The 19,060-nt window shown below is 33.3% G+C and carries 16 protein-coding genes and 9 tRNA genes; 24 read left to right on the forward strand and 1 reads right to left on the reverse strand.

The genetic code is table 11. The features are described 5' to 3' along the window. The first annotated feature begins 225 nt into the window (after positions 1-225). The 24 genes from ERL59_RS01580 to ERL59_RS01695 all read left to right on the forward strand — a co-directional run bounded on the left by ERL59_RS01580 (position 226) and on the right by ERL59_RS01695 (position 17,603). Positions 226-316, forward strand: a tRNA-Ser gene (locus tag ERL59_RS01580). A 17-nt stretch (positions 317-333) separates the two neighbouring features. Next, positions 334-410 (forward strand) — tRNA-Met (locus tag ERL59_RS01585). 63 nt (positions 411-473) lie between these two features. Further along, positions 474-549: transfer RNA gene (locus tag ERL59_RS01590), tRNA-Val, on the forward strand. Positions 550-552: 3 nt separating this feature from the next. Next, a tRNA-Thr gene (locus tag ERL59_RS01595) sits at positions 553-628 on the forward strand. Positions 629-639: 11 nt separating this feature from the next. Further along, positions 640-716: transfer RNA gene (locus ERL59_RS01600), tRNA-Asp, on the forward strand. A gap of 144 nt (positions 717-860) precedes the next feature. Then, positions 861-936, forward strand: a tRNA-Phe gene (locus ERL59_RS01605). A 23-nt stretch (positions 937-959) separates the two neighbouring features. Then, positions 960-1,044, forward strand: a tRNA-Tyr gene (locus ERL59_RS01610). A gap of 6 nt (positions 1,045-1,050) precedes the next feature. Then, positions 1,051-1,126: transfer RNA gene (locus ERL59_RS01615), tRNA-Lys, on the forward strand. Between the two features lie 174 nt (positions 1,127-1,300). Then, positions 1,301-2,098: a ParM/StbA family protein gene (locus ERL59_RS01620; protein ID WP_160643828.1), complete on the forward strand. Its 798-nt coding sequence runs from the start codon at positions 1,301-1,303 to the stop codon at positions 2,096-2,098. Continuing rightward, on the forward strand, positions 2,095-2,319 hold the full coding sequence (locus ERL59_RS01625) for a hypothetical protein (RefSeq protein ID WP_160643830.1): 225 nt from the start codon (positions 2,095-2,097) through the stop codon (positions 2,317-2,319). The genes ERL59_RS01620 and ERL59_RS01625 overlap by 4 nt, the downstream gene beginning before the upstream one ends. A gap of 131 nt (positions 2,320-2,450) precedes the next feature. Next, positions 2,451-2,535: transfer RNA gene (locus ERL59_RS01630), tRNA-Leu, on the forward strand. 216 nt (positions 2,536-2,751) lie between these two features. Then, entirely contained in the window at positions 2,752-4,173 is a 1,422-nt protein-coding gene (locus ERL59_RS01635) for a dihydrolipoyl dehydrogenase family protein (protein ID WP_160643832.1), read from the forward strand. 16 nt (positions 4,174-4,189) lie between these two features. After that, positions 4,190-4,849, forward strand: a complete 660-nt coding sequence (locus tag ERL59_RS01640; protein WP_160643834.1) for a TVP38/TMEM64 family protein — start codon at positions 4,190-4,192, stop codon at positions 4,847-4,849. A gap of 24 nt (positions 4,850-4,873) precedes the next feature. Continuing rightward, the gene (locus ERL59_RS01645) at positions 4,874-6,115 is read left to right on the forward strand and encodes an ABC transporter substrate-binding protein (RefSeq protein ID WP_201763448.1); all 1,242 of its coding nucleotides are present in this window, start codon (positions 4,874-4,876) and stop codon (positions 6,113-6,115) included. After that, complete coding sequence (locus ERL59_RS01650) at positions 6,099-6,992, forward strand: ABC transporter permease (protein ID WP_160644037.1); 894 nt, start codon at positions 6,099-6,101, stop codon at positions 6,990-6,992. Before ERL59_RS01645 ends, ERL59_RS01650 begins: the two co-directional genes overlap by 17 nt. Further along, positions 6,983-7,795, forward strand: a complete 813-nt coding sequence (locus ERL59_RS01655; protein ID WP_160643836.1) for an ABC transporter permease — start codon at positions 6,983-6,985, stop codon at positions 7,793-7,795. Before ERL59_RS01650 ends, ERL59_RS01655 begins: the two co-directional genes overlap by 10 nt. Positions 7,796-7,819: 24 nt before the next feature. Beyond that, the gene (locus tag ERL59_RS01660; protein ID WP_160643838.1) at positions 7,820-8,908 is read left to right on the forward strand and encodes an ABC transporter ATP-binding protein; all 1,089 of its coding nucleotides are present in this window, start codon (positions 7,820-7,822) and stop codon (positions 8,906-8,908) included. 58 nt (positions 8,909-8,966) lie between these two features. Further along, a complete protein-coding gene (locus ERL59_RS01665; RefSeq protein WP_160643840.1) occupies positions 8,967-9,554 on the forward strand; it encodes a CDP-alcohol phosphatidyltransferase family protein in 588 nt (195 codons plus the stop codon). Positions 9,555-9,829: 275 nt separating this feature from the next. After that, complete coding sequence (locus ERL59_RS01670; RefSeq protein WP_160643842.1) at positions 9,830-10,855, forward strand: FUSC family protein; 1,026 nt, start codon at positions 9,830-9,832, stop codon at positions 10,853-10,855. Between the two features lie 564 nt (positions 10,856-11,419). Next, positions 11,420-12,379: an MraY family glycosyltransferase gene (locus tag ERL59_RS01675; RefSeq protein WP_328699884.1), complete on the forward strand. Its 960-nt coding sequence runs from the start codon at positions 11,420-11,422 to the stop codon at positions 12,377-12,379. A gap of 537 nt (positions 12,380-12,916) precedes the next feature. After that, positions 12,917-14,656: an ABC transporter ATP-binding protein gene (locus tag ERL59_RS01680; protein ID WP_160643844.1), complete on the forward strand. Its 1,740-nt coding sequence runs from the start codon at positions 12,917-12,919 to the stop codon at positions 14,654-14,656. Positions 14,657-14,670: 14 nt separating this feature from the next. Continuing rightward, positions 14,671-16,695, forward strand: coding sequence for an ABC transporter ATP-binding protein (locus ERL59_RS01685; RefSeq protein WP_160643846.1), 2,025 nt, complete (start codon positions 14,671-14,673; stop codon positions 16,693-16,695). A gap of 235 nt (positions 16,696-16,930) precedes the next feature. After that, positions 16,931-17,131 (forward strand): DUF378 domain-containing protein, encoded by a 201-nt coding sequence (locus ERL59_RS01690; protein ID WP_160643848.1) that lies wholly within the window; start codon positions 16,931-16,933, stop codon positions 17,129-17,131. A gap of 262 nt (positions 17,132-17,393) precedes the next feature. After that, a complete protein-coding gene (locus tag ERL59_RS01695; RefSeq protein ID WP_160643850.1) occupies positions 17,394-17,603 on the forward strand; it encodes a DUF378 domain-containing protein in 210 nt (69 codons plus the stop codon). A gap of 57 nt (positions 17,604-17,660) precedes the next feature. Here ERL59_RS01695 and ERL59_RS01700 read toward each other — a convergent pair whose 3' ends face one another. Next, on the reverse strand, positions 17,661-18,899 hold the full coding sequence (locus ERL59_RS01700) for an MFS transporter (RefSeq protein WP_160643852.1): 1,239 nt from the start codon (positions 18,897-18,899) through the stop codon (positions 17,661-17,663). Positions 18,900-19,060: the final 161 nt, after the last annotated feature.

Here is a 19,060-nt window from a genome sequence, read left to right on the forward strand (position 1 = left end):
TATATACCCCAAAAAGTGGAGTACATCGTAGTGATTCCCAGTTCATGGATGAACTGGTGTCGGAATTGTCACATGAAGTGGCAGTTTATGATCGACCGATTACTTTCCGACGACCCATAACTAATAGGGTTCATAACACTGAGTAGGGAAAACATTCCATAACTAATCTTTGTTTCGCATCTAGTTTTCAGGGAATAATACCTGAGATCATTGATTTGACTTATTGGAGAGATACCCAAGTGGCTATAAGGGGCTCCTCTGCTAAGGGAGTAGTCGTGTAATGCGTGCGTGGGTTCGAATCCCACTCTCTCCGCCAGATCAAAATATTAATAGGGCGGTGTAGCTCAGCTGGCTAGAGCGTACGGTTCATACCCGTGAGGTCGGGGGTTCGATCCCCTCCACCGCCACCAAAAAAGTACTTGATAAAGTGGACAGACCATGATAATATAGTAAAAGTCTTGTCAAAAAGATAAGGACGCTTAGCTCAGCTGGGAGAGCATCTGCCTTACAAGCAGAGGGTCGGCGGTTCGATCCCGTCAGCGTCCACCATACGCCGTTGTAGCTCAACTGGTAGAGCAACTGACTTGTAATCAGTAGGTTGGGGGTTCAAGTCCTCTCGACGGCACCATTTTAAAATTAGGAGCTGTGGTGTAGAGGCCTAACATGCCTGCCTGTCACGCAGGAGATCGCGGGTTCGAATCCCGTCAGCTCCGCCATTACAATCATAAAAAGGGATAATGAACCCAAAAGGGTTCGTCGGAGCATAAACTTCGAAAGGATTACATCGTAGTCTCGCATGAAGTAAGAGCATCCCGTCAGCTCCGCCATTGATCAACCTCAATTATTCGGGTATATAGTAAGGCTCGATAGCTCAGTCGGTAGAGCAGAGGACTGAAAATCCTCGTGTCGGCAGTTCGATTCTGTCTCGAGCCACCATTTCAAATTGAATATTAACTTGTGGAGGATTAGCGAAGTGGCCAAACGCAGCAGACTGTAAATCTGTTCCCATCGGGTTCGGTGGTTCGAATCCATCATCCTCCACCATTTTGAGAGCCATTAGCTCAGTTGGTAGAGCACCTGACTTTTAATCAGGGTGTCGAAGGTTCGAATCCTTCATGGCTCACCATTTAATTTATTTTAAATCAACTTCCTATTTGGAAGTTTTTTTATTTTATTAATAAACAAGATTGGAGCTCTGTTTTGTCAGTCAATAAAATAGCATGTTGACCAATCCGTCGTACATAAATATCTATTATATGTATGTAACATATTTATGTTTATGTGCAAGGGAGGGGAATTGATGAGCGGAGTTATTGGGTTAGATATAGGAAGAAGTTATGTTAAATCATATACAGGTTCTAAAATATTTCATTTTCCTGCTATTATTGGAGAATGGAGAGAACGTAAATTAATAACAGATTATGGAGAAAACGCAATTGAGTGCAAGTACAATGAGGAGAGGTTTTTTGTAGGCGCGCTGGCGCAAAACGAATCAGATTTTTATAGACATATGATGACAGAGAATAAATCTCATGATGACGCACGTTTGTTAGCATTAATATCTGTTCATAAAGCTGCATTATCCGAAAATATCACAGTTGTCACAGGGCTACCTGTAGCACAACATAATGATTCAAATAAAAAAGAATTACAGGATTTATTAATTGGTTATTGGGAAATTGAAGTAAACGGGATTAAGAGGAATTTCCATATCTCTAATGTGAAAGTAGCTGTAGAAGGTGGAGCAGCTTTTTGGTCGTCACCTAAAGACGGTTTAATTCGAGTTATTGATGGAGGCAGTAAAACCATTAATTATGTAACAATGTTTAATCGACGTTATGTTGATCGTGAATCTGGATCACTTCCTTTTGGATTTGGCACGAATAAATCTAACAATCATAAGGAACTTGCAAATCGAATAGCAGGAGAAGTAAGTAAAAAATGGGGAGATTACGATGAAATATGGGTAGTTGGTGGGTGTGCACGGGAGTTAACAAGTCTGTTACAACCATACTTCCCCAATGTAAAAACATTACAAAATCCTTTATATGCGAATGCAATTGGTTACTATCGCATAGGAAAATCGGTTGAATCATGAGTTATAAAAGAAAAACAGTTTATTTCAATATGGAAAATGAAAAACAAAAAGAACTTTACGAATGGTGCACTAGTGAACGGAAAAATTTTAGTATGTTTATAAGGAATTTATTATCTATATATAAGGATAATCAAGTTTTAATAGAAAATAAATCAGTGGATGATCTTCCTATATTACAACCAACTGAAGAAGATAAAATGTACATGAATGATATTTTATAACGAAATTATATCTGAATTGATACATTTTAACTAAATCAATATTGAAATGTTAACCAGTTAGTTGACACTTGGCTTAAAAATATGATAACATCAACTAGCAATCATAATTGTGAGCAGCAATTTCATAATATGCGCGTGTGGCGGAATTGGCAGACGCACTAGACTTAGGATCTAGCGTCTTACGACGTGGGGGTTCGACTCCCTTCACGCGCACCATCCGAACAAAACTCACCGATAGGTGATTTTTTTATTTTCTCCTTTAATATTTTACTCCTCACTCTTAAAGATTTCCTTTGATTTTTTGGACAAGTGATTTAAATTCATACATAATTAATGTGGATGTAATTTATATTACAGATAAATGTAATAATTAATTGTTATATTCACTTTAAGGAACGAAAATATCCTTTGCGGGAAAAGGTGTGAAAATATATGAAACAATATGATTTAATTGTCATTGGAGGCGGGGCAGGTGGTTTAACTGCAGCTGCAGGTGGTGCAAATTTTGGGGCAAAAGTAGCTTTAATCGATAAAGGTTCATTAGGTGGAGATTGTTTATGGACTGGGTGTGTACCTACAAAATCTTTGATACAATCAGCTAAAATTTTGCATACAGCAAAAAAAGCCAATATATTTGACTTGGAAGTTCATGGTTATCCAAATTTTAAAGTGGCAAAAGAGCGTTTAAATCAATCTATTGCAACAATTCAAAAACATGATGATGATCAGCGTTTTATTGACATGGGGATTGATGTATATCACGGTGGAGCATCATTTAAAAATGCCAACGAAATCCGTATAGACGGACAAACAACAATACGAGGTAAACGTATTGTTATAGCAACAGGATCGAGACCTATGATTCCACCGATAGAGGGGATTAAAGAAACTGGATTCTTAACCAATGAAACGGCTCTTCAACTAGAAAAACAACCTAAATCGCTAATCGTTGTTGGTGGAGGTCCTATCGGATTGGAATTTGCACAATCGTTTTCTAGGTTTGGAACTAAGGTAACCGTAGTTGAAATGGGAACTTCTATTTTAGGCAAAGAAGATTCAGAGCTTGTACCTTATGTCATTGGATCATTAAAAAAAGACGGAGTTGAATTCATTACTGGTGCAAAAGTTCTAAAAGCAGAAAACATGGACTCTGGAAAACAAGTCATCATTGAACAAAACAATCAGCAAAAAACTCTGTTATTTGAAGAGATTTTATTGGCTTCTGGTCGTGTTCCAAATACTGATAAATTAGAGCTCGAAAATGCGGGTATTCGCTCAAATCGTGGTTTTATTACAGTAAATCAAAAATTACAGACGAATGTACCTCATATTTACGCTATTGGAGACGTCAATGGATATTATCCTTTTACTCATAAAGCTGGTTACGAAGGAAAATTAGTCGTTTCCAATGCTGTATTTGGTTTGAAGAGGAATGCTAATTATTCTAATCTTCCTTGGGTTACTTATACAGACCCTGAATTATTCCATTTAGGACTAACTGAGGAAGAAGCCACAAACAAAGGAAAAGAAATTAAAGTATATAAAACACCTTTAGATGATGTAGACCGTTTTGTATCCGATCATGAAACTAATGGTTTAATCAAAATCATTACTGATAAAAAAGGAATGATTTTAGGAGCTCATGCAGTGGGTCCAGGTGCAGGGGATTTCATGCAAGAGGTTGTTTTTGCAAAACAGTATGGGCATAAAATAGGCTCTATATCCAATGTCATTCATGCATATCCGACACATGTTGGGGGTGTTCAAAGAACGGCGGATTTATATTGGAGAGAAAAGCTGGTTTCAAGCTCAATCACTAATATTTTAAAAAAGTATGTGAAATGGTTTAGGTGAGAGGAGGTTAAAAAATATGCAAAATCGTGCAGTCAAAAAGTTATTATTATTCGTAGTATTTATTGCTGTTGGAGTGACCATTTTATTTGTCTTTGACTTACGTCGATTTACGCCAGAAAATATTAGGGATTTTATTTTATCTTTTGGAGTATGGGGACCGTTATTATATATATTTCTTTATACGGTTAGACCTTTAATTTTTTTTCCTGCTATCGTATTAACTTTATCAGGCGGTTATACGTTCGGTCCGTGGTGGGGAACATTATATGATTTAATTGGCGCAACACTTGGAGCTTGTTTAGCTTTTATCATTGCAAGAAGTTTGGGGAGAGAAACAGTAGAACGTTGGTTAGGTGATAAATTGAAAAAGATGGATGATATTTCAGAGGAAAAAGGATTTAGAACCATTTTATTTGTTCGATTAGTACCGTTGATTCCTTTTGATGTGATAAATTATGGAGCAGGACTAACAAAAGTAAGACTTAGAGACTATGCACTGGCTACTCTCATTGGTATTCTACCCGGGGCTTTTGCTTACAATTATTTGGGGGCTTCATTTCATAATTTTTCATCACAATTTTATATTGCAATTACGTTAGTGTTAATATTAATGCTCGTTCCAACTGTATATAAGTGGGCAAAAAAAAGAAAAAGTATATCTAATACGAATATCTAAGGAATTTATTAGGGGGATGTTATTTTGAATAAAATAAACTTTGCATGTTTAATTCTTACTATTTCAATCTTAATAGCAGGATGTGGTGTTCAACAAGAACAAGCAGAAGAAGACATCTCTTTAAACCTGCTAGAAACAAACTGGGAGACGATTTTAAAAGAGGCTAAGGATCAAACGGTTAATTTTCATATGTGGGGCGGTGATGACCGTTATAACCGTTATATAGATGAATTTATTGCACCTAGATTGAAAGAAGAAACAGGAGTTACTTTAAATCGCGTTGCAATTACAGATACAAAAGATGTGATTAATAAACTTCAAAATGAAAAATCTGTTAATAAAAAAGATGGGACTGTAGATATCATTTGGATAAATGGTGAGAATTTTAAATTAGCTAAAGACAATGGGTTGTTATGGGGATCATTTGCTTCTCAGTTACCCAATGTAAGGCAATATGTAGACATCAATGCTCCCGACATTCAATACGATTTTGGTGAACATACAGAAGGAATGGAAGTCCCGTGGGGCAAAGCACAATTTGTTTTTATCTATGATGAGGCAAAAATAACACAACCTCCGAAATCAATAAAAGAGCTTGGAGAATGGATCAAACAAAATCCAGGTAAGTTTACGTATCCTGCACCTCCAGATTTTACGGGAAGTGCATTTATAAGGCAAGCATTATATGAAACTACAGGTGGATACGAACAGTATTTAAATGCTGCAAATGAAGAGGAATTGGACTTCATTCCTTTATGGGATTATTTAAATGAAATTGAACCTAATTTATGGCGAGGTGGAGAAACCTATCCTGAGAGTTTAGCCAAGTTAGATCAGCTTTATAGCAATGGAGAAGTTTGGATGACGATGGCTTATGATCCTGGAAAGGCATCTAGTCAAATTGAAAAAGGGGTTTTTCCTGAAACAACACGTACTTTTGTTTTAGAAGGAGGAACGTTATCTAATACACATTATTTGTCCATTCCTTTTAATGCTGAACATCAAGCAGGGGCAATGGTGGCTATTAATTATTTATTATCACCTGAGGCACAGTTTGCAAAGATGGATCCAGTACATTGGGGTGAAGGCATGTCACTAGATCCTTCCAAACTATCTAATGAGGATAGAGAACAACTACACTTGTTGGATCTAGGAAAAGCTACTTTACCAGCGGATGAATTAGCTAAATATAAAGTTCCGGAAATACCAGCAAATTATGTGAAATGGTTAGAGGAAGGCTGGTTTGAACATGTGGCAAAAAGGTAATCCATATTTATATGTGTTACCAGCTGTATTTTTTATGATTATATTTTTTTTTGGTGGAATCTTGCAGGGTGTGCTTCAAAGTCTGGGAGTATCGATTTTTCATGATGATGCACAGTTTACTTTCAAAGCTTATCAGGAGCTAGCTCAATCTATAGATTTTTGGCAATCTCTTAGCCTTACTTTTAAAATTGCTTTTTTATCCACTTTATTATCGGCTTTATTAGGTATGATCATTGCTTTTATTTTATTTATAATATCTTTAAAAGCATATAACACTAATCGTTTTCCATTTTTATATCGTATATTTCAATATCCATTAGTCATTCCGCATCTAGCTGCTGGTTATTTATTTTTATTACTTTTGATGCAGAGTGGTTGGCTGTCTAGAATAAGCTTTCAATTAGGTTGGATTGAAGAAATTTATCAGTTTCCTATTCTTGTGAATGATACTTTTGGTTGGGGCATCATTTTAACCTATACATGGAAAGAAGCCCCTTTTATTACATTAATGGTGTATCCAGTTTTGTTAAGAGTTCATAAATCATGGTATGAAGTTGCAAGGTTATATGGTTCAAACATGATTAAATTTCTTAAAAATGTTGCATTTCCACTTGTGTTGCCGGCCTGGTTGTCGTCTATATTTATTGTCTTTGCATTTACATTTTCAGCCTTTGAAATTCCTTATTTATTAGGGGTGACTTATCCACAACTGCTTCCTGTTTACTCTTTTGAATTATTTATGCACGGAGGATGGGAAGAGCGTTCGCAATCGTTAGCATTAAATATTATTCTGGCATTTATAACAGGAATTTTAGGAATCATATCCTATTTATTAAGCAAACGTTGGTTATCAAGTGAGAGGAGGGGATGGGAATAAGGCTAAAAAATGTTGGATGGAAATTTCTTATGATTCTTTTTTTAATCTTGTTTTCCTTTCCTATAATACCCCTTATAATCACAAGTTTTTCTGCAGGGTGGAGATGGCCTGAAATTTTACCAGATCAGTTCAGTTTAAGGGCTTGGAATTATGTTTTTTCACCTTATGCTGGCACGTGGGAAGCGATTGGAAACAGTATATTCATTGCAATAACGGTAACTTTTGTAAACATTCTTCTTTGTTTACCTGCAGCAAACGTCATCGCTAGAATGAATTTTAAAGGAAAAATTTTGATTGAAGGTATTTTATATGCCCCATTAATTATACCGCCTTTTATTACAGTGATGGGAATTCATCTTACCTTCATTTATTTAGGCTTTACAGAGTCTCTTATTGGCGTAATGATAGCTCATATCGCACCTACCTTGCCATATATGTTAAGAGCATTAATCATTAGTTATCAAACGATAGGGTTGCAATGGGAGGAGCAAGCAAGTATGTTAGGAGCAGGAAAATTTAATCGCCTTCGTTTTATTTTACTGCCACACATACTCCCAGGTATAGTAGCAGGTTCTAGTCTGACCATCCTTGTTTCATTAAGTCAGTATCTAATTACGTTTCTTATAGGAGGGGGTCATGTTGTTACCCTTCCTATCATTTTATTTCCATTTATCAGTGGAGGGGATATAGGAATAGGATCTGCGTATATGATAATATTTAGTGGTCTTGCTCTCTTATCTCTGTGGACAATGAACACGTTGTTAAAACGATATTATAAAGCTCGTATTACATTCATAGGTTAAATTATTTTTATTTAGGAGGATATCATGGGAGAGTTAGTTATTCATCGTGTTGAAAAAAAGTACCTTAATCATAATGGAAATCCCAGTAAAAATCCTTCTTTTCAATTATACCCAATGAACCTAAGTATTCAGGAAGGTGAGTTTTTTGGAATTATAGGACCATCAGGTTGTGGAAAAACGACCTTTCTTAAATGTATTGCTGGATTAATTCTTCCTGACTCAGGAAATGTGTTGTTAGGAAAGAAAAATTTAACCTATGTTCCTCCAGAAAAACGACCGTTTTCTATGGTATTTCAACAGCCTTTATTATTTCCTCATTTGAAGGTGATAGATAATGTTTCTTTTGGTTTGAAAATGCAGGGAATAAATAAAAAAGTGCGATTTGATAAAGCAAAAGATATGCTGCAAGCTGTGGGTTTATCTGGTTATGAATTAAGACATCCTTATGAATTAAGTGGGGGACAGCAGCAGAGAGTTTCTTTAGCAAGAGCGATTATCATGAATCCCAAAGTATTATTTTTAGATGAACCATTTAGCGCATTAGATCCAGATTTAAGACAAGAAATGAGAGAGTTAGTAAAACAGCTTCATCAAACGTTTAAAGTGACAGTCTTGATGGTTACCCATGACAGGGAGGAAGCTTTTCAACTAGCAGATCGACTTGCCATCATGCACGAAGGAAAGCTTTTGCAAGTAGGGACACCTAAAAATTGTTATGAAAAACCAGATCATATTAAAGTAGCTCAGTTTTTAGGTTCAAAGAATATGATTGAAGGTGTAGTTTCAAAGAATAAATTTATAGGAAAGTATTTTGAAGTATCACTTGGTTATAACCTTATGAATAAAACTAAAGGCTGGTTGATTATTCGCCCAGAGTTATTCAAACGAATGTGTCCTAATGACCTAAATCAAACTGTTAATAATGTACACATACAGAGTTTTACGGGTAGAATTAAGGAAGTATCTTATCGTTCCGGTTTTGTTCATTATAAAGTAGATATAAAAGGACAATCTCTTTATGTAATAGAAACAAATCAATCTGATTTACCTTTGGTGAATGATCAGGTAACCTTACAGCTGAATATAAAAAAACTACACTTTATCCCCCAATGATAAAACCAGATGATTGAGGTGTAATCTGTTCAAAATAAGGTGTGAGGAGGGAGTTATAATGTTAGATACACATGCAAGACATATAGTTCAACCAGTGATTAATCAAACAGCTAAATCATTTTTAAACTTAGGATTAACAGCGAATCAAGTCACATGGATTGCTTTTATGATTGGGATTAGTTCGGGTATTTTTATATATTTTCATTTCTTTGTTATCTCTGTTATTTTACTCTGGGTTTCTGGTTTTTTAGATGCAGTTGACGGCTCGATGGCACGAGAGGAGAAAAAGACAACAGCTTGGGGTACGGTCATGGATATTACTTTTGATCGAATAGTAGAGTTATCTGTGATCATAGGATTAGCTATCATTTTTCCAGAAGCTCAGTTTGTTTTATTGTTATTAACCGCATCGATTGTTTTTTCAATGACTGTATTTTTGACTGTTGGGGCATTATCAGAAAAAAAAGGAATTAAATCTTTTTATTATCAAGCAGGATTAGCAGAACGTACAGAAGGATTTATTTTATTTTCATTTATGATTTTATTAAATGATTGGTTAATATGGATTACACTTCTATTTTTTATTGTAGAAATGATTACGGGATTGCAACGATTGTTAGAAGCAAGAAAGATACTGAAAGACTAAATATTAGATGTAGAGGTTGTCAGCCATAAAAAAATATAAATCAAATATAATGGAGCGGTTTTTAGTTTCATAATAAAGGCCGTTTTCAAAAACGGTTTTTTCTTTTTTCTAGACCTATAGTCACAAAAGTAGTAAATTTATATAATAAAGTGAATGAAAGTATACTTACTTTTTTATTGTAGTATATTTCAAGTCATTTGATTGTATAAGGTAAAAATCACAGATAGGTGATTTTCTTAGTATATTAAAGTAATAGAAATTGAAGGGATTTAGACATGAATAAAGTAAAAAAATGGTTAGCTTTATTACTTGGCAAACGAATTTTTAAAACTGGATTATCTGTTTTTATAACGGCAACCATTTGTGAATTTTTAAATTGGCCTGTATTGTTTGCAATCATTGCTGCAATCGTAACGATAGAACCTACAGTGAATGCATCGATTCAAAAAGGGAAAATTCGTCTACCAGCTGCTGCAATGGGGGCTGGTGTTGCTATGATATTTGATTTTGCTTTAGGTCAAACCCCAATCTCTTATGCTTTAGCAGCATTCGTTACGATATTGCTATGCCATAAGTTTCGTTGGGATGATGCAATAATTGTTGCTACTCTAACAGCCGTAAACATGATCGCTATAACTGAAAATGATTTTCTTGTCAGCTTTCTAACTCGAGTAGGCACTACTTCAGTAGGTATTATTACCTCTGTTGCCGTAAACTTTTTTGTACTTCCTCCTAATTTTATGGGGCAAATAACGAAAGCCAAAACAAATTTAATGAGTGATACTAAAAGTTTGGTTGATAAAATTATTTCTTTTCAATTGGATCAAAAAGGAAATCAAGAAGAACTAGAAAACTCACTCACTTCTCTACAGAAAAGGTTAGATCATACGATTAAGTTAATTGAATATCAGAAGGAAGAATACCGCTATCATCGATTTAAAAACACAGAATATAAAATATTAAAACGAATACAGACAAAGTTGAAATTATTAGATAAAATTAATCATCATGTATACGATATGTTGTATCTAACATCAGAAGATCGATGTATGCATACAAACGATAAAGATATATTAATGAAAGCTTGGTCTGATATCTCTATATACTTTGATTGGGAACACAAAAATACTGAGAAAAATTTTGAAATTCATCAAAATATATCAGAGCTTTTTTATTTGTTACACAGACAAATTGATGTTGAGCAAACAGAAGATTATATGGATAAAAGCAGTTCCATTGCATACGAATTATTGGCTATACATTCTTTAATCTGTAAAAGGTCATTTTTGAAATCAACTTAGTAACAGAGAAAGGTAAGGTAATACCATCCATTTTAATAAAAATGAGGAACTAAAATAAAAGTGGATGAAGAAAGGGGCAACTTTTGAATTATTGTAATCGCTTAACTTGAATGGAGTTAAAAGTTTTGTTTATAAAAATTTTAATTTTTTGCCCAATGAAAAATTGAGGGAATGTTTTCCATTGGGCAGTGAAACAAATTTAAAAAAATAATGTAAATATTAAACCCTAATTTACATGTCATTAATATTAACATGGCATCTAAAAAAATGCACTGTACTAGACTAAAATCAAGAAAATAATTATAAATTAACATGGATGAGTTATGTAATATTACACAAGTTGTTTAATTGAATGGTTAAAAATGGGTATACAACCTAATCAACATTTAATGTTGATTAGGTTGTTTTTATTATTATAGTTATTTGTTGTTAAAAAAACGTGATCACTACGCCTTCTGTAAATGTATGATTGAATTTTGTGATTTATATTAAATTTATGGACTGAGGGTCGTATGAGGCAAGTTAATTTCGGAAAAACTAACGATCATTGACATGTAAGAGGATGTGATCGTAATTTTACTTTATCTAATCCCATTTATCGTGGCTTTTGGAACAGTGTATGCTCTAGTGCCTGTAATGAAAGATACAGCAGTGAAAATAAAGTTTGTGGATCAGCCCAGTAAGAGGAAAATACATCATACTCCCATTCCTTTAATGGGAGGTGTGATTATTTATATCGGTTGTATATGTTCTATGTTGATTTTTGATGGGCTATCACCAAGAACTTTAACATTGCTTATTGGAGGTACGATGTTGTTATTGACAGGATTAATGGACGATTGGTATAAAACAAAAGGATTAGATTTTCCCATATTACCTAGAATTATTGTCTATGTTTTAGCAGCATCTATTCCAATTTATTATGGGTTAGAAATTCAAGGTATAACAAATCTTACGGGTCAGGGGATGATATTTTTCCCCAGCTGGATTAGTTGGATAGTCACGATCCTTTGGGTTTTTTGCATTACAAATATGGTGAATTTTATTGATGGCGTTGATGGATTAGCAACGGGAATTGTGACAATATCGGCCTGTACTTTATTTGTAGTTTCAATGTTAAAAGGTCAAGAGGGATCAGCCATAATGGCAATCATAATTGTAGCTTGTTGTTTAGCTTTTCTAGCTTATAATTTTTATCCGGCAAAAATTTTTATGGGTGATGCTGGTGCTATTTTTTTAGGTTATGCACTCGCCATTCTTTCTTTGGATGGAGCATTAAAAAGTGCGACAGTGGTTTCTATTGTTGTATCTGTATTTGCAATCGGAGTTCCTATTTTTGATACGATTTTTGTATTAATCAGAAGAATGATTCAAAACAAAGGGTTACATAAAGCAGACAATCTTCATACACATCATAGTTTAATGAAATGGGGACTTACCCAAATTCAAACGGTTTCTTTTTTATATTTAGTTGGTGTTGTTTTTTCATTGATGTCCATTATAATATTACTTATTTTTAAATAATTCGTTATGTATAAATTTGTGACTGTCTAAAAAAATGAATTGACAACATTCTTGTTTCAATGTTAAGGTTATAAAGAAATTTTTAGAAAAGGAGGGTTTTTAATGAACTTCATGACAATGTTATTTCAAAAGTTTGACTTTAGAATTGATATTAGAACATTCCAAATCGATTTAGAGACCTCTCCATCGGTGGACTTATTTTAAAAAATAATCCATTTTATTACATAAACGATGGTGCAGGTCACTAGTTGATCTGTGCCTTTTTAATTTCTAAAAAAAGGCACTATCATTAAATGATACTGCCTTTTTTGTTTTCTGAAGTATTTATTTTTGCAAATTTTAACTTTTAAATATAAAAGCAAAAGAAATATTTTATTAGTTTTTCAAGAAGCTCGGATAATATATGGAAATTACTGATATTTTTAATGGAGGTGAAGTTTATTAGAAAAAAACTTGAAAAAAAATGTTTGTATGATAATATAAAAACAAACATGTGTTCGGTATTTTTTATTTCAGTTTATGAAAGGGGGAAAAACTTTGTTTTCAGTATTAGTGAAATTAAGCTGGTTTTTTAAAAAGCATTGGATTCGTTACAGTATAGCCATATTTTTACTTATTTTTGTGGGAGTTTTGGAAATCATTCCACCAAAAATGTTAGGTGTTTCCATTGATTACATACAGAATGGTACGCTAACATTTAATAAATTGCTTGAGTTTATTTTCATACTGGGTGGATTAGCTGTAGTTATTTATGTAATTACCTATGTATGGATGTATCAATTGTTTGGCGGATCCTTTCTTGTTGAACGTACTAAACGCTCTAGACTTATGAAACACCTTTTAAAAATGACACCTACTTTTTATGAAAAGAATAAAACAGGGGACTTAATGGCAAGAGCAACAAATGATTTAAAGGCAATTTCTATGACAGCTGGGTTCGGGGTTCTGACGCTTGTAGATTCATCAATATATGCTTCAGTTATCTTACTGTCTATGGGGATTATGATTAGTTGGAAGCTTACTTTAGCAGCTATCATTCCATTACCGCTTATGGCTTTGGCTATGAATAAATATGGGAAAGCTTTACATGAGAGATTTACTGAAGCCCAAAATTCATTCGGTGAAATGAATGACCAAGTCCTCGAATCGATTGCAGGTGTACGTGTTGTTAGAGCTTATGTGCAAGAAAAAGCAGATCAAGGGAGATTTTTTGATGCAACAACAGACGTTTACAATAAAAATATTTCAGTAGCAAAGGTAGATTCATTGTTTGAACCGACTATTAAAATATTAGTTGGATGCAGTTATTTAATTGGGTTAGGATACGGAAGTTATCTTGTATTTCATAACGATCTTACATTAGGAGAGCTTGTTACATTTAATATTTATCTTGGCATGATGATCTGGCCTATGTTTGCGATCGGTGAATTGATTAATGTGATGCAACGCGGAAATGCCTCTTTGGATCGTGTAAGTGAAACACTTTCTTATGACCCTGATATTAGAGATAAAGAAGAAACGATAAAAGTTGCTGCTGCAAAAGATATTCATTTTGACGATGTAACTTTTAAATATCCAACATCTACTTTTGACAATTTAAAAAATGTTTCATTTTCTATTAGACGTGGAGAAACATTAGGAATTGTAGGTAAAACAGGCAGTGGTAAAACCACATTGTTAAAACAACTGCTACGTGAATATCCACTAGGTGAAGGAAGAATTAAGATTTCTGGAACAGCTATAGATGATATAGCACTTCATGATTTAGGAAAATGGATAGGTTACGTACCTCAGGAGCAAATCCTATTTTCAAAAACGGTACGGGAAAATATTTTATTTGGAAAAAGCAATGCTAGTGAACGTGACATTGAAAAAGCACTGGATCTAGCTTCATTGAAGAAAGATTTGAATACATTGCCTGATGGGTTGAAAACTTTAGTAGGAGAAAAGGGTGTAGCTTTATCAGGTGGACAGAAGCAGCGGGTTTCTATCGCGAGAGCGATTATCGCTAATCCAGAAATTCTAATTCTAGATGATGCACTTTCAGCAGTGGATGGAAAAACAGAAGCAAAAATCATAGGCAACTTACAAAAAGAAAGAAAAGGGAAAACAACGCTAATATCAACCCATCGTTTATCTGCTGTTCAACATGCTGATAACATATTAGTTCTTGATCATGGAAAAATTGTTCAGCAGGGAACTCATGAAGAGTTAATTAAAGAAGATGGTTGGTATAAAGAACAGTACGAACGTCAGCAGCTTGAGGACGTGGAATAGAAAGAGGTGGAAATGTGAGTACTGGAAAAAGATTATTTGCATACGCACTAAAGTTTAAAAAAACAATCATATTAGCTTTGTTGATGTTATCTATAGCTGTTGTTGCAGAATTATCAGGTCCTTTAATTGCGAAGCAAATGATTGATAAACACATTTTAGGAATTGAATATGGGTGGTATGAAACTACAAGACAAGATGCATATTCCGTTGAATATGAAGGTCTTTTATATAAACGTAGTGATCATTTTGAAGTAAATGAATACAAAGGACAAGAAATAAGAGTGCTTCAAGTAGAAAGAGATTATTATTTTATAGATGAACCCGTTTTATTTGATGGAAAGAGAAGTGTTGAAAACAATACATTAACGATAACAAAGGGTGAGGAAATAGCAACTTATTCTGCTACAAAATTGACAGCTGCCCAACTCTTTCAATTTTATAAACCTGAAACGAAGAGTTTAATTCAATTAAGTGGGATTTACATGGTGTTAATCTTGGTTTCAGCTGTATTTCATTATGGTCAGACATTTTATTTGCAAAAGTCTGCCAATCAAATTATCCAAAAAATGAGAACAGATGTTTTTGAACACATTCAAAAATTACCCGTTCAATATTTTGATCACAGACCTGCTGGGAAAATTGTATCAAGAGTAACGAATGATACTGAATCCATTAAAGAGTTATTTGTAAATGTATTAGCGAGTTTTTTTACAAGTGCAGTTTATATGATTGGGATATTTGGTTTTGTATTTATTTTAGATTATAAATTAGCTTTGATGACTTTAATTATTATTCCAATATTAACTGCTTGGATTGTTATTTATAGAAAATTTGCATCAAAATATAATCATGTTATTAAAGCAAGATTGAGTGAAATTAATGGAATGATTAATGAATCTATTCAAGGTATGACGATCATAAGAGCTTTTCGTCGTCAAAAGGAAACTACTTCAGAGTTCGAATTTTTAAATGAACAATACTTTAAACATCAAAACAAGTTATTAAATCTAAACGCATTAACATCTCATAACCTAGTAAACTTGTTGAGAAATAGTTCATATGTAGCTATTATATGGTATTTCGGAGGCCAGTCTTTAGGTGTAGGTACTTTTATATCTATTGGTGCATTATATGCTTTTGTTGATTATTTAAATCGATTATTTCAACCAATTACTGGAGTTGTCAATCAGTTGGGTCACATGGAAGAAGCTATAGTTTCAAGTCAACGTGTTTTTCAGTTATTAGATGAAAAAGCAGAAAATTTATCTGATGAACAAGTGGAAAGATATCAAGGTCATGTCGTTTTTGATCAAGTTTCATTTGCTTATAAGGAAAAAGATTATGTGTTAAAGGATATTTCGTTCGAAGCAAAACCAGGTGAAACCATTGCATTAGTTGGACATACAGGTTCTGGGAAAAGTTCAATCATGAACTTATTATTACGTTATTATGATATCCAAAAAGGCACTATTACCATTGATAATCAAGATATCTCGCAATTGCCAAAGCAGTCTATTCGACAGCACATGGCCATTGTATTACAAGAGCCTTTTCTATTTACGGGCACAATTGCTTCTAATGTAAGTCTGAATGATCCAGTGATAGATCGAGCAAAGGTTGAGAAAGCATTACAAGATGTTGGTGCCGATCAATTAATAAAAAATCTAGCTAAAGGATATGATGAACCTGTAATTGAAAAAGGGAGTACGTTATCAGCTGGTCAGCGTCAACTTATTTCCTTTGCGAGAGCGTTGGCATTTAATCCAGCAATTCTGATATTAGATGAAGCAACGGCGAATATTGATACAGAAACAGAAGCTATTATACAAAAAGCACTAGATGTACTGAAGAAGGGTAGAACAACTTTTATTATTGCACATCGTCTTTCAACAATTCGAAATGCGGATCAGATTATTGTGTTAGACCATGGGAAGATATTAGAAAAAGGTAGTCATGAACAATTAATGAAAAATAAAAGTAATTATTATCAAATGTATCAAATGCAGCAAGGAAAGAGGAAAATTGCTGCTGCAACATAATTTGAAAAGAATAAGGAGAGATTTAAATTGAGTACATTACTTATATTAGTGAACAGAAAAGTTTATATAAGGGAGCACTATTCCTCCATGCCTATTGATGTTGATGACCGATTTTGGAAGCATGATTATTAGTGATGTGAAATGTGGTGGTTTCAGCACATATTTTAATTAAATTACCAATATACATGTTAGTGAAAGTAAATTCATCATAAGCTTAAATGGGAGGGAGTTACCTATGAAGACTTGTAATGTAATTGCTCTGCTTCTTGTCATTATTGGTGGTTTGAATTGGTTATTAGTTGGAATCTTTGAATGGGACCTAGTTGCTGAATTATTTGGAGGCATGGATTCAATTGTATCTAAAATAGTATACATTATTGTTGGTTTGTCTGCGATTTATTCATTGTCTTTTTTCAACAAAATTAATCAACAGTAAGATGAAATAAGATTTGCCGATTTATAATTTCTAAAACCTGCTTGAAAAAGCAGGTTTTTTCTTATAGTTTAGGAATGTATCCTACTTTTCAGTGTAGATCCTTCTTTTACCTCACAAGTAGAAGAAGTTTTTTAATATCACATTAAGAATTTTATAGAGGCTAAGATAGGAGCTTTTGTTATTTTATAATAAAATTACATTTAATGGGTATCATATTATATGAATGATAAATTTTTCTTGAAATGTCAGGAGGTAATTTCACATGAAAACACTAAACGTGATTGCGTTACTTTTAGTTATCATAGGCGGATTAAATTGGTTGTTATTTGGGCTTTTCCAATGGGATCTTGTTGGAGGACTCTTTGGTGGAATGGATTCAGGTCTATCCCGTACAATTTATGTGATTGTAGGAATTGCAGCCATTTACTCATTTAGCTTTTTCAACAATGTAACATATGCAAGAGATGAGTAATTCAGATTTAGTATTGATTTAAAAAAAGGCTTCCATTATATATATGGAAGCCTTTTTTTATTTATTGTTTTGTAATTCGATGCGAGTATTACTTTTCAATATTTTTTGATCGTTCTTTAATTCAAGTTCCGTGCTGATCAATGCACCTATGAAAATAATAGTAGCGGAGATGATAAAGACTGTTATTAATGAAGTAAATGATAATAATGGACCTGCAGCTGCTGATCCCAATAAAATTCCGCCTATGAAGAGAGGTGTTAATATACCGTTTGTTCTTCCAACAAATTTTTCATCCACTATTTTTATAATGATCATGCCTAGTATGGTTTGCCACATAGCTAATATTAAACCTGTTAAAAATCTCATAGTTGCAGTTAATATAGTCCAAACAGATAAAACTTCAATGATGAGTGAGATGGATAAGAAGCATAATCCACCAACTATCACAGTTTTCATATTTAATTTATTACCTAGAACAGCGGCTATTACACTTCCAAAAAACATTCCAATACCAGCCAACATATAAAACCATTGAATACTTTCTTTCTCTAATCCTAGTCGATTAATAACGATAAAAATATCGAGAGGCTGAACAATTCCAGCACCTAATCCAATAAAAATAAATGCAATCGCAATAATACTAAGGTTTTTTGAGTTTTTCACATAATGAATGCCTTCCTTCATTTCTTTTATAAAATTAGAAGATAATTGTTTCTTTTCTTCTTTTTTAGAGTTTGGAAGAAATAATAAAGTAACTGAAGAAACAAGAAAAGCAACTGTGATACAGATTAAAGATGTAATCAGTCCAAACCAACTATAAATTAACGTTCCAATGATGGGTCCGATAATGAGGAATAATGCTTGCAAACTTTGAATGATTCCAATAGCTGGTGCGATCATTTCTTCAGGGATATGTTTTTTAAACATAATGGAAGATGAAGGTTGCGATATCTGACTTACAATACTAGATACAAGTGTAGCCAAAAATAGGACTTGCCAATTTCCATTTGTCACAAAAAAGATGATAATGATAATCGATAATGCACTGGCAAAATCACCATAAATCATAGTCTTTTTAGGATTCCATCGGTCTGCTAATGCACCTCCAATAAATGAAAATATAAAAATAGGAGCATATTCAATCACAGTTAAAAGTGATACGAAAATAGGATCATTATTAGTTAATTCCATTACAAAAAATAACAGTGATATATTTCGAATCCAAATCGCAGTTTGTTGAATTAAATCAGTAAAAACAATAACTACAAAAACTCTGTTTTTTAATAACATTAACATAAATACCTCCAAAATAATGAATAGATTAGTTATATAAAAAATTAAGATATCTTAACTATATTCCAAAAAAATACATTAATTATCTATATTAATAATTTAATTTGATAAATAGTTTATTTATATTTATAATTAAATATACTTAACTAATTTATAAAAAAAAT

It is taken from the genome of Chengkuizengella marina, from assembly GCF_009910845.1.
Taxonomy (GTDB): Bacteria; Bacillota; Bacilli; order Paenibacillales; family KCTC-33759; genus Chengkuizengella; species Chengkuizengella marina.

Bases quoted from the DNA above. Each gene is read 5' to 3' on its own strand.
- ERL59_RS01620 (WP_160643828.1), top strand. From the start codon at position 1,301: ATGAGCGGAGTTATTGGGTTAGATATAGGAAGAAGTTATGTTAAATCA.
- ERL59_RS01625 (WP_160643830.1), top strand. From the start codon at position 2,095: ATGAGTTATAAAAGAAAAACAGTTTATTTCAATATGGAAAATGAAAAA.
- ERL59_RS01635 (WP_160643832.1), top strand. From the start codon at position 2,752: ATGAAACAATATGATTTAATTGTCATTGGAGGCGGGGCAGGTGGTTTA.
- ERL59_RS01640 (WP_160643834.1), top strand. From the start codon at position 4,190: ATGCAAAATCGTGCAGTCAAAAAGTTATTATTATTCGTAGTATTTATT.
- ERL59_RS01650 (WP_160644037.1), top strand. From the start codon at position 6,099: ATGTGGCAAAAAGGTAATCCATATTTATATGTGTTACCAGCTGTATTT.
- ERL59_RS01655 (WP_160643836.1), top strand. From the start codon at position 6,983: ATGGGAATAAGGCTAAAAAATGTTGGATGGAAATTTCTTATGATTCTT.
- ERL59_RS01660 (WP_160643838.1), top strand. From the start codon at position 7,820: ATGGGAGAGTTAGTTATTCATCGTGTTGAAAAAAAGTACCTTAATCAT.
- ERL59_RS01665 (WP_160643840.1), top strand. From the start codon at position 8,967: ATGTTAGATACACATGCAAGACATATAGTTCAACCAGTGATTAATCAA.
- ERL59_RS01670 (WP_160643842.1), top strand. From the start codon at position 9,830: ATGAATAAAGTAAAAAAATGGTTAGCTTTATTACTTGGCAAACGAATT.
- ERL59_RS01690 (WP_160643848.1), top strand. From the start codon at position 16,931: ATGAAGACTTGTAATGTAATTGCTCTGCTTCTTGTCATTATTGGTGGT.
- ERL59_RS01695 (WP_160643850.1), top strand. From the start codon at position 17,394: ATGAAAACACTAAACGTGATTGCGTTACTTTTAGTTATCATAGGCGGA.
- ERL59_RS01700 (WP_160643852.1), bottom strand. From the start codon at position 18,899: ATGTTAATGTTATTAAAAAACAGAGTTTTTGTAGTTATTGTTTTTACT.